Source organism: Paraburkholderia nodosa DSM 21604 (genome assembly GCF_000519185.1).
Classification (GTDB): domain Bacteria; phylum Pseudomonadota; class Gammaproteobacteria; order Burkholderiales; family Burkholderiaceae; genus Paraburkholderia; species Paraburkholderia nodosa.
The window spans coordinates 19,022-33,284 of sequence record NZ_JAFA01000019.1 but is presented as its reverse complement, the minus strand read 5'-3'; the positions used below and the strand labels follow the sequence as shown (position 1 = coordinate 33,284).

General features: G+C 62.9%; 13 protein-coding genes and 2 pseudogenes. 10 read left to right on the top strand and 5 right to left on the bottom strand.

From position 1 onward, the window contains the following. The first annotated feature begins 3 nt into the window (after positions 1 to 3). The 3 genes and pseudogenes from A3CW_RS0125325 to A3CW_RS0125315 form a co-directional block, all read left to right on the top strand. Entirely contained in the window at positions 4 to 1,185 is a 1,182-nt protein-coding gene (locus A3CW_RS0125325) for a CaiB/BaiF CoA transferase family protein (RefSeq protein ID WP_028206059.1), read from the top strand. Positions 1,186 to 1,237: 52 nt separating this feature from the next. Beyond that, complete coding sequence (locus A3CW_RS0125320; protein WP_028206058.1) at positions 1,238 to 2,020, top strand: SDR family oxidoreductase; 783 nt, start codon at positions 1,238 to 1,240, stop codon at positions 2,018 to 2,020. Continuing rightward, a pseudogene (locus A3CW_RS0125315) lies at positions 2,017 to 2,300 on the top strand (oxidoreductase); the annotation flags it as partial. The gene A3CW_RS0125320 and the pseudogene A3CW_RS0125315, both read left to right, overlap by 4 nt. Before the next feature lie 34 nt (positions 2,301 to 2,334). On the opposite strand, the gene A3CW_RS0125310 reads toward A3CW_RS0125315, so the two are convergent. Further along, on the bottom strand, positions 2,335 to 3,264 hold the full coding sequence (locus A3CW_RS0125310; RefSeq protein WP_028206056.1) for a LysR substrate-binding domain-containing protein: 930 nt from the start codon (positions 3,262 to 3,264) through the stop codon (positions 2,335 to 2,337). Between the two features lie 111 nt (positions 3,265 to 3,375). Between A3CW_RS0125310 and A3CW_RS0125305 the strand changes: the two genes are divergently transcribed. The 7 genes from A3CW_RS0125305 to A3CW_RS0125275 are packed head-to-tail and all read left to right on the top strand — an operon-like array spanning position 3,376 to position 11,003. Beyond that, positions 3,376 to 4,548 (top strand): acyl-CoA dehydrogenase family protein, encoded by a 1,173-nt coding sequence (locus A3CW_RS0125305; protein ID WP_028206055.1) that lies wholly within the window; start codon positions 3,376 to 3,378, stop codon positions 4,546 to 4,548. Between the two features lie 22 nt (positions 4,549 to 4,570). Beyond that, the gene (locus tag A3CW_RS0125300) at positions 4,571 to 5,320 is read left to right on the top strand and encodes an electron transfer flavoprotein subunit beta/FixA family protein (protein ID WP_028206054.1); all 750 of its coding nucleotides are present in this window, start codon (positions 4,571 to 4,573) and stop codon (positions 5,318 to 5,320) included. Between the two features lie 13 nt (positions 5,321 to 5,333). Next, the gene (locus A3CW_RS0125295) at positions 5,334 to 6,266 is read left to right on the top strand and encodes an electron transfer flavoprotein subunit alpha/FixB family protein (protein ID WP_028206053.1); all 933 of its coding nucleotides are present in this window, start codon (positions 5,334 to 5,336) and stop codon (positions 6,264 to 6,266) included. A 42-nt stretch (positions 6,267 to 6,308) separates the two neighbouring features. After that, the gene (locus A3CW_RS0125290) at positions 6,309 to 7,163 is read left to right on the top strand and encodes an FAS1-like dehydratase domain-containing protein (protein ID WP_028206052.1); all 855 of its coding nucleotides are present in this window, start codon (positions 6,309 to 6,311) and stop codon (positions 7,161 to 7,163) included. A 33-nt stretch (positions 7,164 to 7,196) separates the two neighbouring features. Then, complete coding sequence (locus A3CW_RS0125285; protein WP_028206051.1) at positions 7,197 to 8,393, top strand: CaiB/BaiF CoA transferase family protein; 1,197 nt, start codon at positions 7,197 to 7,199, stop codon at positions 8,391 to 8,393. A gap of 3 nt (positions 8,394 to 8,396) precedes the next feature. Next, entirely contained in the window at positions 8,397 to 9,251 is an 855-nt protein-coding gene (locus tag A3CW_RS0125280; protein WP_028206050.1) for an HpcH/HpaI aldolase/citrate lyase family protein, read from the top strand. 57 nt (positions 9,252 to 9,308) lie between these two features. After that, entirely contained in the window at positions 9,309 to 11,003 is a 1,695-nt protein-coding gene (locus tag A3CW_RS0125275; protein WP_028206049.1) for an electron transfer flavoprotein-ubiquinone oxidoreductase, read from the top strand. A gap of 199 nt (positions 11,004 to 11,202) precedes the next feature. Here the strand turns inward: A3CW_RS0125275 and A3CW_RS54455 are convergent, their stop codons facing one another. The 4 genes and pseudogenes from A3CW_RS54455 to A3CW_RS0125250 all read right to left on the bottom strand — a co-directional run bounded on the left by A3CW_RS54455 (position 11,203) and on the right by A3CW_RS0125250 (position 14,222). Then, a complete protein-coding gene (locus tag A3CW_RS54455; RefSeq protein ID WP_028206048.1) occupies positions 11,203 to 11,505 on the bottom strand; it encodes a porin in 303 nt (100 codons plus the stop codon). Between the two features lie 7 nt (positions 11,506 to 11,512). Then, positions 11,513 to 12,010 (bottom strand): annotated as a pseudogene (locus tag A3CW_RS54450) (porin). A 224-nt stretch (positions 12,011 to 12,234) separates the two neighbouring features. After that, the gene (locus tag A3CW_RS0125255) at positions 12,235 to 13,659 is read right to left on the bottom strand and encodes an MmgE/PrpD family protein (RefSeq protein WP_028206045.1); all 1,425 of its coding nucleotides are present in this window, start codon (positions 13,657 to 13,659) and stop codon (positions 12,235 to 12,237) included. 224 nt (positions 13,660 to 13,883) lie between these two features. Continuing rightward, entirely contained in the window at positions 13,884 to 14,222 is a 339-nt protein-coding gene (locus A3CW_RS0125250) for an MmgE/PrpD family protein (protein WP_028206044.1), read from the bottom strand. Positions 14,223 to 14,263 lie beyond the last annotated feature (41 nt).

Below are 14,263 nucleotides of genomic sequence, written 5' to 3'. Positions count from 1 at the left end.
AAAATGAAAGTGCTTCAAGGCATTAAGGTCCTCGACTTCGGCCGGTTCATCGCCGGACCGTTCTGCTCGGCACTGCTGGCGGACTATGGCGCCGAGGTGATCCGCATAGACCGGGTGGGCGGCGGCGAGGACCGATTCATCGTGCCCGTCACGGAACAGGGCGACGGTGCGCTGTTTCTGCAAGTCAACCGCAACAAGCGCTCTATGACGCTGGACCTGGACAGCCCGGAAGGGCGCGCGATCGTGCGCAGGCTCGTTGCCGAAGCCGACGTGGTGATCGCCAACATGCCGCCGCGTACGCTCAAGAGTTTGGAGCTCGATTATGAGAGCCTGTGCAGTATCAAGCCCGACATCATTCTCGTGGCATCCAACGCATTCGGCAACAACGAGGCCGTGCGTGACCGCTTGGGCTTCGACGGGGTGGGCCAGGCGTTGAGCGGGGCGGTGCACATCGCGGGCACGCCGGATCAGCCGCAAAAGAGCATGGTGCCCGTGGTGGACTTTGCCACCGCCTTTTCCTGCGCCTTTGGCGTCATGCTGGCGCTCTATGAGCGCCAGCGCAGCGGAAGTGGCCAGGAGGTCAGCGCGTCGCTGCTGTGCACGGGACTGAACATGGCCAGCGGCGTGCTGATCGAGGAGGCCTTGCTGGGCCTCAACCGCGCGGCAATGCTCAACCGTGCTTCGAGCTATGCCCCCTCCGACATCTTCAAGGCTAAAGATGGCTGGTTCATTACGCAGGTGATCGGTCGCCCGATGTTCAAGCGCTGGACGCAACTCGTGGGCCGGCCTGATCTGCTGGACGACCCGCGCTTCGCCGATGACAGGCTGCGCGGTGAGAACGGCGAGTTCCTGGGCAACGTGATGTCGGCGTGGTGCAAGGAGCTGTCTCAGGCCGAGGCCGTGGCGAAACTGGAGCAGGCGCGCATTCCCGCCGGTCCCGTCAACTCGCCGCGTCAGGCGCTGCAGGACGAGACTGTCCAGGCCGCCAACCTGATTCACTGGATGGACTACCCCGGCGCGCCAAAGCAGGTGCCCATCTTTGCGACGCCCGTGTCGCTGTCACGCACGCCGCCCGAGATCCATACGCGGCCACCGCTAACGGGCGAGCACACCGATGAAGTGCTGGCTGGAATCGGCTACGGTGCCGACGATATCGCGGCCCTGCGGCAACGGCAGATCGTGTGACCCGCGCCCGCCGCCTTCGCGGGCACAATGAATCCCGGCTAGGGAAACTGCAATGAACATGAAGCTTGCAGGTCAGCGAGTGCTGATTACCGGCGCGTCGCAAGGAATCGGTGAGTGTATCGCGAGGGCCTTCGCCAACGAGGGCTGCAACCTTGCGTTGACGGCACGCTCTGCCGACAGGCTGGAAGGACTAGCCGCCAGCCTGCGCGCCGCGCACGGCGCGCAGGTGGATGTGCTGGCGTTGGACATGACGTGCCCCGGCGCAATCGCGGATATCGTTGCCTTCGCGGGCGACGCCGACATACTGGTGAATAACGCTGGCGCGATTCCGGGCGGAACGCTATGGGACGTCGATGAAGACGCCTGGCGCAAGGGGTGGGAATTGAAGGTATTTGGCTATGTCAATCTCACGCGCGCGATGTACCCGCGAATGAAAGAGCGCGGCAGAGGTGTGATCCTCAACAATATCGGCAACGGCGGACAGAATTTCGACTTCAACTACATCGCGGGCACGACGGGCAACGCCGCGCTCATGGCCTTCACCTGTGCACTGGGCGGCCGCAGTTTGGAGGACGGCATCCGCGTGGTAGGCGTCAATCCCGGCCCGGTGGCCACGGAGCGTATCGGTAAGGTGCTCAGAAGTCATGCGGCGCGGCTACTGGGCGACGAGGCACGCTCAGGAAAACTGATGGCTGGCTATCCGCTGGGCCGCGCCGCCACGGTGGAAGAAGTGGCGGACTGCTTCGTCTTTCTGGCGTCGCCGCGCTCGCAATACACCAGCGGCACCATTGTCACCGTCGACGGTGGCATCACATCCAAACGTTCAGTAGCCTGACTATGTACGAACGCATTTTCTCGCCGATCCGGATCGGCGCTGTCGAGGTTCCCAACGGCATCGTGCGTACCGCGCACGCAACGCGCCTCGCCAACCAGTATGTCAACGACGACTTGATCGCCTATCACCTGGGGCGGGCCAAAGGCGGTGCCGGGCTATCGATCATCGAAAGCACTTCAGTTCATCCCTCATCGACTTTTCCCTGAACGCCGCCGACGACGGGGCGATTGCGCCGATGCGCAGGCTCGTCGATGCGATCGCGCCCACCGGGATGAAGGTGCTGCAGTCGTCTGGACAAGTTTTGTGAGTTGCACCTAGCCCAGCCAGCGCGCATCGGGCCAGCGGCCCTGCTCGAACGTGCTCTTGACGCAGTCCAGCAGCGTACTGACCACGCAGCGTACGGGCGCCGTTGCCTGCCGGCTGCTGGGCGCGGCGAGCACGATGGTGCGGCGCAGCCCAGGAGTCGCCAGCGGTGCAGCGCTCAGGAGGCCCTGTTCGACCTCCTGCGTGACGCCTACGGCCGGAAGAATCGTCCAACCATGGCCTTGTGCGACCAATTCTTTCTGCACGCTCAGCGCATTGGTCTCGGCAAAGACACGCAACGTCACGCCGGCCTCAGCTGCGGCGTGTTCGATCATGGCGCGCAGGCCCTGCGGCGCGGCGGGCAGAACGAAAGGCTCGCGGGCGACGCGAGAGAGCGCGAGCGCGCGCTTGTGCGACAACCCCACCGACGGAGCGGCCACCGCCCACAGACTTTCCTCGATCAGCGCCTTCACATGCAGGGCGGGCGTTTCCTTCTGGCCGTAGAGCAGGGCGGCGTCCACATCCCCGGCCTCGAGCCAGTCCTGCAGATGCCCTGCGTAGCCGATGGTCAGCCGCAGCCGGATATGCGGGTAGCGCCGGGCCACCTCGCCGGCCAGCAGTGTGGCGAGCAGATCCGACGTGCTGGCGAGGAGCCCGATGCTCACGATTCCCGCGACCGGCCCTTCGGTCGGCTGGATCTCGGCCTTTGCACGCGCTACTTCATTGAGGATGCGGTGCGCGTATTCAAGCATGGTCTTGCCGGAAGGCGTGAGCTGCATGCCGTGACGGCTGCGGTCGAACAGCTCCGTGCCCATGTCTTCTTCGAGCAGGCGCAACTGACGTGAAACGGCGGGTTGTACGAGGTTCAGCAGGCTCGAGGCACGCGTGACATTGCCGGTCTCGGCCACAGTGACAAAGGCGCGGAGTTGCTTGAGATCCATCGCAGATACCTCGATACCAAAAAGTGATGCTTCGATCAAAAAATTCTATTTTTCTCTCATTCGATCAAATATTACTATGGATCAACGCAAGCAACTAACGAGACTTCCTTCATGAGCGCTTCCATCTTTTCTGCCCCCGACCAGTACCAGGAGATCCGCGACGCGGTGCGCGCTCTGTGCAGCCAGTTCCCGGCCGACTACCACCGCCAGATCGACGAGAAGCGTGGCTACCCCGAGGAATTCGTCGACGCGCTCACCCGGGCCGGCTGGCTCGCTGCGCTGATTCCGCAGGACTACGGCGGCCCCGGGCTGTCGATGGCCGAGGCCTCGGTCATCATGGAGGAGATCAATCGCTCGGGCGGTAACTCGGGCGCCTGCCACGGCCAGATGTATGTGATGAACACCATCGTCTTCAGTGGTACTGATCAACAGAAGCAGCACTATCTGCCTCGCATCGCCGCAGGCGAACTCCGCGTGCAATCCATGGGCGTGACCGAGCCCACCACGGGCAGCGACACCACCAAGCTCAAAACGACGGCTGTGAAGAAGGACGGCCGCTGGGTCGTGAACGGGCAGAAGGTGTGGATCTCGCGCGTACAGCACAGCGACCTGCTGATCCTGCTCGCGCGCACCACGCCCATTGACCAGGTGCAGAAGAAGAGCGACGGTCTTTCGTGCTTCATCGTCGAGCTGGACAAGGCCATCGGCAACGGCCTCACGGTGCGGCCCATTCTCAACATGGTCAACCACGAGACGAACGAGTTGTTCTTCGACAACCTGGAGTTACCGGAAGACGCACTGCTGGGCACCGAAGGCAAGGGCCTGAAAGTGATCTTCGACGGCCTGAACGCCGAGCGCACGCTGATTGCTGCCGAGTGCATAGGTGACGGCTACTGGTTCCTCGAAAAGGCACGCGACTATGCGAGCGAACGCAAGGTGTTCGGTCGCCCTATTGGCCAGAACCAGGGCATTCAGTTCCCGCTGGCCGAATGCTTCATCGAACTCGAAGCGGCCAACCTGATGCGTTGGCGCGCCTGCGAAAAGATCGATGCCCGCCAGAACGCAGGCGTGGAAGCCAACATGGCCAAGTACCTGGCCGCCAAGGCGAGCTGGGAAGCCGCCAATGCTTGCCTGCAAACGCATGGCGGCTTTGGCTTCGCCTGCGAATACGACGTGGAGCGCAAGTTCCGCGAAACGCGCCTGTATCAAGTTGCGCCAATCTCCACCAACATGATCCTGGGACATGTGGCCGAACACGTGCTGCAGCTTCCGCGTTCCTACTGATACCTCAAAGGAATCCTGAGCAATGAAGATTCTCGTACCCGTCAAACGCGTTGTGGACTACAACGTCAAGGTCCGCGTCAAGGGCGATGGCACCGGCGTGGACATCGGCAACGTCAAGATGAGCATGAACCCCTTCGACGAAATCGCCGTCGAGGAAGCCGTGCGCCTGAAGGAAAAGGGCGTGGCCACTGAAGTCATCGCTATTTCGGCCGGTGTGGCCCAGTGCCAGGAGACCCTGCGCACGGCCATGGCCATCGGTGCGGACCGCGGCATTCTGGTCGAAACCGACGCCGAACTGCAACCGCTCGCAGTCGCCAAGATTCTGAAGGCGCTCGTGGACAAGGAGCAGCCCGGTCTCGTCATCCTTGGCAAGCAGGCCATTGACGACGACGCCAACCAGACTGGCCAGATGCTTGCGGCGCTGGCCGACTTGCCGCAGGCGACCTTTGCCTCGAAGGTCGAAGTGGACGGCGAGCGCGTCAACGTAACCCGCGAAGTGGACGGCGGCCTCGAAACCTTGTCGCTTTCCACGCCCGCCGTCGTGACCACGGACCTCCGACTGAACGAGCCGCGCTATGTAACGCTGCCCAACATCATGAAGGCGAAGAAGAAGCCGCTGGAAACCGTGAAGCCCGCGGATCTTGGCGTCGACGTGGCGCCGCGCCTGAAGACGCTCAAGGTTACCGAGCCCGCGGGGCGCAAGGCAGGCATCAAGGTGGCCGATGTGGCCGCACTTGTTGACAAGCTCAGGAACGAAGCCAAAGTAATTTAAGGAGCTGATGGAAATGACCGCACTCGTTATTGCAGAACACGACAACGCTTCCATCAAGAGCGCTACGTTGAACACGATTACCGCGGGCGCAGCCTGTGGCGGCGACGTCCATGTGCTGGTGGCCGGGGAAGGCGCCGCAGCCGCTGCCCAGGCGGCCGCGCAGATAGCCGGCGTGGCGAAGGTCGTCCATGCCGATGGCGCGTCGCTCAAGGATGGCATGGCCGAAAACGTCGCTGCGCAGGTACTGGCCATCGCGGGCAATTACAGCCATATCCTGTTCCCGGCCACCGCCGGCGGCAAGAACGTTGCGCCGCGTGTGGCGGCGAAACTGGATGTCGCCCAGATCAGCGACGTTACCCGGGTGGTGAGCAGCGACACTTTCGAGCGCCCCATCTACGCGGGCAACGCGATCGCCACCGTGCAGTCGGACGAGGGCGTGAAAGTCATCACCGTGCGCACGACGGGCTTCGACGCGGCGCCGGACACCGGCGGCAGCGCTCCGATCGAAACCGTGGCGGCAGTGGCCGATTCCGGCAAGACCCGCTTCGTGAGCCGTGAAGTGACGAAGAGCGACCGCCCTGAACTGACGGCGGCCAAAATCATCGTCTCGGGCGGCCGCGCGCTCGGCAGCGAAGACAAGTTCCAGGAAGTCATCACGCCGCTGGCGGACAAGCTCGGCGCAGCGATTGGAGCATCGCGCGCGGCCGTGGACGCGGGCTACGCTCCGAACGACTTGCAAGTGGGCCAGACCGGCAAGATCGTCGCGCCGCAGCTTTACATTGCGTGCGGCATCTCGGGTGCGATCCAGCATCTGGCGGGCATGAAGGATTCGAAGGTGATTGTGGCCATCAACAAGGATGCCGAGGCGCCAATCTTTAGTATCGCGGACTATGGCCTCGAAGCCGACCTGTTCACGGCCGTTCCTGAACTCGTCAAGGCGCTGTAACGCCCCAACTGAACGTCATTCTGATTCTTCTGGTGGAGCGCGATGCAAACGAGTCTTGAAAGCCCCGATTCCTCCGAGGCCTGGGTTGGCCGCAAGGCGGAAAGCGCGGACCGCGTCACCGAGGCGCCCGTGCGCCTCATGCAGGCCACGCTGGACGCCGTCGAGGCGGGGGTATTGCCGTCCGAACTGCCGCCGCTATGGCATTGGCTGTACTTTTTGCCAGGCGAGCGCCAGTCCGGCATTGGCCCGGACGGCCATCCGAAGCGCGGTGGCTTTCTGCCGCCCATCGGGCTGCCACGGCGCATGTGGGCCGGAGGACGGCTGCAGTTTTTGCTTCCGCTGAGCGTGGGCGAGCCGATACGGCGCGTCTCCACGATCAAGTGCGTTCAGAGCAAATCCGGACGCAGTGGCCAACTGGTCTTCGTTACCGTACTGCACGAAATCAGCAGCCTGAGCGGCGTCGTCATTCGCGAAGAGCAGGACATCGTCTACCGCGACGCGCCAGCGCCCGGCGCTGCCGCGCCTCAGCCTGTCATGGCACCCACGGACGAGCAATTCGGCTGCACCGTGACGCCCGACCCCGTGCTCCTGATGCGCTATTCGGCGCTGACCTTCAATGGCCACCGCATCCATTACGACCGTCCCTATGCCATGCAGGAAGAGGGCTATCCGGGCCTCGTCGTGCATGGCCCCCTGATCGCCACGTTGCTGATGGAAACGCTGCGGGCCGAGCGTCCGGAAAAGACTGTTCGAAGCTTCGAATTCAAGGCCGTCAGCCCCTTGTTCGACATCACGCCGTTTACGGTCAACGGCAAGCTGGAGGGCGGGACTGCACACTTGTGGGCGCGCGGTTCCGAGGGCCACCTGGCGATGCAGGCCAGCGCGGAAGTTGAATAGCGTCGAGCGATTAACACGAAAGCCGAGACAACCATGTCAGAACCCAATCGAAAGGGCCCGCTTTGCGGCCTGACCGTCATTACGCTTGAACACGCGATTGCCGCGCCGTTCTGTACGCGTCAGCTTGCCGATCTGGGCGCGCGAGTCATCAAAGTGGAGCGTCCCGGCGTCGGCGATTTCGCCCGTGCGTATGACCATCGCACGCGCGGGCTGGCTTCGCACTTCGTCTGGACCAATCGCTCCAAGGAAAGCTTGACCCTGGATCTGAAGCAGCCCGCAGCTCAGGCAGTCCTGGGAGAGTTGATCGGAGAGGCCGACGTCCTCGTTCAGAACCTCGCGCCTGGCGCAGCCGCCCGCATGGGTTTGTCCTTCGAGGAACTGCACGCGAAGCACAAGAAGCTCATCGTCTGCGATATTTCGGGCTATGGCGCCGACGGCCCCTATCGCGACAAGAAGGCCTACGACCTGCTGATCCAGAGCGAGGCAGCCTTCCTTTCGATTACGGGTACGGCCGAGGAGCCCAGCAAGGCTGGCAACTCGATCGCCGACATAGCTGCCGGCATGTACGCCTATACGGGCATTCTGAGCGCGCTGTTGCAGCGTGGCATCAGCGGAGAAGGTTCGCATGTCGAAGTTTCGATGCTCGAAGCGCTGGGCGAATGGATGGGCTTTCCGATGTACTACGCCTACGACAGCCAGCAGCCACCTGGACGCAACGGCGCGGCGCACGCTACCATCTATCCGTATGGCCCGTTCAAGGCAGGCGACGGGCGCGTGGTGATGCTGGGCTTGCAAAACGAGCGCGAATGGAAACTTTTCTGCGACGTCGTGTTGCGGCGCCCCGAACTCGCAACCGACCCGCGCTTCGACGCCAACGTGCGCCGCACGGAAAACCGCGAGGCGTTGAAGGCAGTCATCGAGCAGACGTTCGCGAGCCTCACCGCGCAGGACGTCATCGCGCGTCTCGATGAGGCGCAGATCGCCAATGCAGCCGTCAATCAGGTCGGCGATTTGTGGACGCACCCGCAGTTGCATGCGCGCAAGCGTTTCACCACTATCGGTTCGCCTGCCGGTGAGCTTCAGGCGCTGCTGCCGCCCGCCAATGTCGATAGCTTCGATGTCCGGATGGATTCTGTCCCCGCGCTGGGCGAGCACAGCGCGGCCATTCTGCGCGAACTGGGGCGCTCAGAGGCCGACATCCGAAAGCTGCATGCCGATGGAGTGATCTGAACCATGCCCTCGACTTTCACGACTCCTGTAAGCCGGGCGCGCAGCCTGCTCTTTGTGCCCGCCACGAAGCCCGAACGCTTCGCAAAGGCGCTCGATTCCGGCGCGGATTGCGTCATCATCGATCTCGAGGACGCGGTAGCGGAGGGCAGCAAGGACAGCGCACGCGAGCAACTCGAGCAGTACTTGTCCCAACTGACGCCTCTGCAACTGGCGCGAACGGTGATCCGCATGAACGCCGTAGGCACGCCCTGGCACGAAGCCGATATCGCGTTGCTGCGCGACTGGGTGGGGCAGGGCGTGGCCGTAATGTGCCCCAAGTCCGAAGGGGCCGGCGCGCTGTGGGCCGTGGCGCAAAAGCTCGGCGAGTCCGCGCGTATCGTCGCGTTGATCGAATCGCTGGCGGGCCTTGACGCGGCCGATGCGCTGGCGCGCGAGCCGCAGGTTGTGCGTCTCGCCTTCGGTCACCTCGATTTCCAGCTCGACCTGGGCATGCGTGCGACGGCCGAGGAGCCCGAGCTGGCTTTCGCGCGCAATGCGCTCGTGGCGGCGTCGCGTCGCGCGAGGCTCCCTGCGCCCATCGACGGCGTGACTACCGACACCGGCAACGCCGAACGGCTGGTCGCCGATGCCCGGCGTGCGCGAGCCTTCGGCTTTGGCGGCAAGCTGTGTATCCACCCGGCCCAGGTGGCCGGTGTGAACGAGGCTTTGGGCCATACCGAGGCCGAGCAGGACTGGGCGCGCCGCGTACTCGAACAAGCCGAGAAGCATGGCGGCGAAGCGTTCAGCCTGGACGGCCGCATGGTCGACCTGCCCGTGATCCGTGCAGCCGAGGCGATAGTCGCAGGCACACAAACATAATTGCTACCGGCGCCCGATCCAGCGGCGTCCGGAGTGAGTCCTACCCAAGAAAACACGATGAATAGCACAGACCTTCTGGCTCAGTATGGCCCTCGCGAGTCCATGGAGTACGACGTGGCGATCGTCGGCGGCGGCCCCGGTGGCATGGCCACGGCCATCCGGATCAAGCAACTGGCAGCGGAAAATGGCCAGGACGTTTCAGTGGTGGTGCTCGAAAAAGGCTCCGAGCCCGGCGCACACATCCTTTCAGGCGCCATCATGGATCCCAGGGCGCTGAGCGAGCTCTTTCCCGACTGGCAGGAGCGCGGCGCGCCGCTGAACCAGCCTGTCACCGAAGATGCTTACGTATTCCTCGGCGAGCAATCGTCCTGGCGCGTGCCCAACCTGTTCCTGCCGCCGTTTGCGCACAACGAGGGCAACTACATCATCAGCCTGGGCGCCCTGACTAAATGGCTGGCAGAACAGGCTGAATCGCTCGGCGTGGAGATCTTTCCCGGTTTTGCCGCGGCGGAGGTCCTCTACAACGACGACGGCTCGGTCAAGGGCGTGGCGACGGGCAACGTCGGTGTCGACAAAGAGGGGGAGCCTACCGGGAATTTCCAGTTGGGCATGGAACTGCATGCGCGCTACACCATTTTTGCCGAGGGTGCGCGCGGCCACCTGGGCAAGCAAGTCATTGCGCGCTACCGCCTTGACGAAGGGCGCGATCCGCAAAGCTTCGGCATCGGCATCAAGGAGCTTTGGGAAATTGACCCCGCGCGCCACAAGCCCGGCTTCGTCATGCACACGGCCGGCTGGCCCATGGATAGCAAGACCTACGGGGGCGCCTTTCTCTACCACCTGGACGGCAACAAGATCGCAGTCGGCTTTGTCACGGGCCTCGGCTACGACAATCCGTATCTAAGTCCGTTCGAAGAATTCCAGCGCTGGAAGACTCACTCCAGCATCCGCCGCTTCTTCGAAAACGACAAGGGCGAGATCACGGCGCGACGCCTTTCGTACGGCGCGCGCGCTATCAACGCCAGCGGCGTCAGCGCCTTGCCGAAGTTCGTGTTCCCGGGCGGCGCGCTGGTGGGCTGCGATGCGGGCTTTCTGAACGTGAGCCGCATCAAGGGCAGCCATGCCGCCATCAAGACCGGCATGCTCGCGGGAGAAGCCGCTTATGCCGCCGTGATGGCGGGCCGCCGGCACGACGAACTCACGGCCTATACGGAGGCCTTTGAGGCGAGCTGGCTGTACAGGGAACTGAAGAAGGACCGCAACTTCAAGAACTGGTTCAGGTACGGCCTGACTGTGGGCACGGTGATGAACGGTTTCGAGCAGCTCGTGCTGCGCGGCTGCATGCCCTGGACGCTGCACCGCCGCAAGCCCGATTACGCCTACCTCAAGCCAGCCAGCGAGTGCAAACCTATCGTCTATCCTAAGCCCGACGGCAAGCTGACGTTCGACCGTCTTTCTAGCGTATTCATCAGCAATACGAATCATGAGGAGAACCAGCCCGCACACCTGATGCTCAAGGATGCCCGCGTGCCCGTGAACATCAATCTGGACAGGTATGCGGGGCCCGAGGCGCGCTACTGCCCGGCTGGCGTCTACGAGTTCGTGGAGGACGAGGCGCAAGGCGGCAAGCGCTTGCAGATCAACGCGCAGAACTGCGTGCACTGCAAGACCTGCGATATCAAAGACCCGACGCAGAATATCGTCTGGGTCACCCCCGAGGGCGGGGGCGGACCGAATTATTCGGCCATGTAAATGGTATGAGAAATATCGGCTCTCGGTGCCTGAAGAGAGGGACGTGACCAGGATCGGCTTGTTGCAGGGAATACGACCTTCTCAGTCGGTGTGCGGCGACGAACCGCGCACCGGCGGGCACGAGGCCGAGTTGAAAATCGCGACGAGCAGCCCGTGGTCAAATGGGATGGGCCATCGTTAGTTCTTTCAGGCCGGGCGCTCAGAACTTGTGGCGAAGACCGACACGAAGATAGATTTGATGATTGTTCGACGAATCGCCTTGGTTGACAAAGTCGGCGACAGCAGGCGCACCGGTCGATGACGTTCCGGAAGCGCGCTGCCAGGCAGCGGCGAGATACACGTCCGATCGCTTCGACAAGAAGTAGTCGGCCGAGAGGCTGACCTGATTGTAGTGCTGGGCGCCGACTTCCTTGCCATCTGCCATCATGACGCCCTTGCCGACGAGATAGTCGTAAGAGGCGGTCAGGAAGAACGCCGGAGTGTACTTGAACTGGGTCGTCACCTCGACGTTATTGAACCGGGCCGCCCACGCCGTATTCCGCGCCGAACGCGAACCCGTTGTAATTGGGGCTCATGTAGCGAATCGAGTTATTCAGGCGGACGGAATTGAACGTGTTGTCGAGGTCGCCTGGACGGCCAAACGCAGCGGTGCCTACAACACCGGTCATCGAATACGGCGTGACGAAATAGGTGATCATGTCGTACTGACGCCCCATTGTTACGCTGCCGAAGCGCTCGTTCGCCAGTCCAACAAATGCCTAGCGGCCGAATGCAGTGCCGCCTTGTCCAAGGGCGCCGGTGTTGATGTTGAGGCCCGATTCCAGCGTGAAAATCGCCCGGCTCCCTCCGCCTAGATCCTCGGCTCCTGTCAGTCCCCAACTGCTGCCTTGCTCGCCGCTCAGCGAGTCTAAAGAGATCTTCTTGCCGCCTCCCACATTGCTTTGATAGACGATGCCTTCGTCGAGTATGCCGTAGAGCGTGACCCTTGACTGTGCATGCCCGGTCAATGGCGCGCTGCCACACAGGCGCCAAAAAACATCGGCGTCGTCAATCTCAAACCTTTTCTAATTTTGTATTACTAACAATTTGCTTTTTCTGCGGTGAATTGCAAGCGTAGCTGGCACGACCCAGTGTGTGCGCCGTGCCGGGCTTGATCGACGCGAAACCTTCTCAAGCCCGGCTGGGTGCGGAAACGAAGACGGCTGTGGTTATTCTGTTGGAGACCGAACCGTTAGCGTTCGACGGTCCACATAGCCGTCAATTCAGCGGCTTTCATGGCCGGGTCCAGCGTGCGAAGCGTGCCCAGCAGCTTCTGGGCGCGCGCCGTACCCAGCGCGTCCGCGGTGAGCTCCATGAACTTCGCGTCCTGCTCGTGCTCCGGCATGGGGTTAGTGTCGGTGCCGATCGGGTCTTGCACGAACACATGTTCGGTGCTGCCGTCCTTGAACGTGACGGTCACGTCGGCCACGAACTTGCCCGGATAGTCCTTTTCCAGCGCGGGCTCTTCGGTAATGCGGATGCTGCGCGCCATTTCGATGACGGGCTCCATCTCCACCTTGCCGGCAAGGTAGTCGCGGTGGATCGGATAGCCGTTGCCCTTGCCCAGCAGCGCAAAGGCCGCCTGGATCGGCAGGCTGAACTGCACGTGCTCGATGTTCTTCGGCTCGTACGCATTCGCGTTGGCCGTGCCGACCACGACATTGAAGTGTGGCGTGATCTTCAAATGCACATCGGCGATCTCGCCCCGGCGCGCCGCAAAGGGGCGCAGCGCGTCGATATAGGCATGCGTGCAGTAACAGGCGCAGTAGGCCTTGAGCCAGACGGTCCCAATCTCGAAGGGCCGGGCCGGTGCAAAGCGTTGCTCGGCAGCCTCGCCTGCCGGACGCTGCAGGAAGGTGCGAAAGAACCCCTTGTTGCCGCTCAGGAACGCGCGCGGTCCCGTGATGCCGGCCTTGGCCATGTCGGCCGCCGCCATGCCGTTCCGTGTACCAATGCCGGCATGGATGCGCTTGATGGAGCCGCCGGTGGAGGTGTATTCGGTGGTGCCCGAAACATGGCTCAGCGCGATGGCCAGCGCGTGCAGCGTCGTCTCGGTGTCGAACCCGCGCAGCTTGGCGGCGACCGCCGCGGCGCCAAAGTTGGACAGCGTGCAGTGCGGATGAAAGCCCCGCTGCAGCAGGTCGGGCGCGGCCAGCAAGCCGATGCGTGTGTAGACCTCGTAGCCGGCGACCATCGCGGTGACGACTTCTTCGAGCGACGAACCGAGCTCTTCGCCGATCGCGAGCGCGGCCGGGATCACGCAACTGCCCGGGTGGCTGTAGCTGGGGCCGTGCGCATCGTCGTATTCGAAGCCGTGGCCATACGAGCCGTTGACGAAGGCGGCGTCGGCAGCGCTCATCGTCAGCGCCGAAGCGCTGACGCGGCTCTTGCCGGGGCGCTGCTGTGCGCTTGCGTATTTCAGCAACTGCCCGGACCAGGGCATCTTCGAGATGCCGACCTGCAGCGCGATTTGATCGCGCATCAAGCGGTTGACGCCGGCGTGCGCGCGAGCGTCGAGATCTTCGTATTTCAGTTCCTGGATGAAGCGCACCAGTGCTTGCTCCAGCGGCGGACAATTAGCAGGTACCGAGGAGGGGGATTCGTGTGTGGCGGTCATGGAAGTCTCCTTTGAGATCAATGGCAAAGGGTCCCTGGCTGGTTCAGGGCCGTGCCGGTTCAAGCCTGGCGATAGAGAGGATTTTGTCTGTTCATCGAGAGCGCAATGATGGCGGCAATGCATCCCGCGAGGGCCATCAAGATCAGGGCGGCCGTGTAGCCGCCAGTTTGATCCTTGGTGACACCACGCAAGTAGGGGCAGGAAAAAGCCCACGCCGTAGATGGTCAGAAAGAATCCGAATGCCCCGCCTCTTCGTGCAGGTCGCCGCAGTCCATGGCGCGCGGCATCGGCCCCAGGGCGAGCGCCGCCTCGTTGGCCGGCACGCGCCGACCGTAGAAGGGCAGCGGTGTCTGCGGGTTACCCCCGCGTTCCTTGACGAGCGATACGATAGTGGGAATCCCTTCCATGGCCGAGCCGCCGATGGTAACGCCCATGGCATCTAGCAGCGTCAGTTTGACGTGACGGACCACGTCGGCCGGCAGGTCGGCGTACTGCGTCTGCAGCGCCATGCGGCATAGTGTGGCCATCGTGTCTTCGACTCCCTGCTGGACGAATTTCGTCATTCTGCAGTCTCCCTTCTTGTGTTTCTTGCTAGTGTCCGGTG